Source organism: Burkholderia sp. A2, from assembly GCF_001729305.1.
In the GTDB taxonomy this organism is placed as follows: Bacteria; Pseudomonadota; Gammaproteobacteria; order Burkholderiales; family Burkholderiaceae; genus Burkholderia; species Burkholderia sola.
In genome coordinates this window covers 677-1,123 of record NZ_LZXX01000028.1, presented here as the reverse complement: position 1 = coordinate 1,123, position 447 = coordinate 677, and the positions used below count along the sequence as shown (strand labels likewise).

Below are 447 nucleotides of genomic sequence, written 5' to 3'. Positions count from 1 at the left end.
CGAACGCGCGGCGCAGCGCGCGCCGGCCGGTCTGGATCAGTTCGTCGACGTCTTCCGTGTAGCGCGTGCCGGGGAGGTGCGCCTCGAACAGTTCCGCGATGTCGCCGCGGGTCTTGTGGATCGCCGGCATCACGATGTGCGACGGCTTCTCGCCCGCGAGCTGCACGATGAATTCGCCCATGTCGGATTCGATGCAGTCGACACCGTGTTCCGCGAGGTAATGATTCAGCTCGATTTCCTCGCTCGCCATCGACTTGCCCTTGATCACGCGGCGCGCCTTCTTCGCCTGCGCGATGCCGAGCACGATCGCGTTCGCGTCGGCGGCCGTCTCGGCCCAGTGCACGTGCACGCCGGCTGCGGTGAGCTTCGTCTCCAGCCGTTCGAGCAGCGCGGGCAGTTGCGCGAGCGCGTGCTGCCGGACGGCTTCGCCGAGATCGCGCAGGTGCT

1 protein-coding gene is annotated in these 447 nt (G+C 67.8%); it reads right to left on the bottom strand.

Annotation, left to right across the window (positions count from 1 at the left end; translation table 11 throughout):
• The coding region (locus A9Z05_RS03185) for an LUD domain-containing protein (RefSeq protein WP_141723333.1) at nt 1-447 on the bottom strand (447 nt) is incomplete at both ends.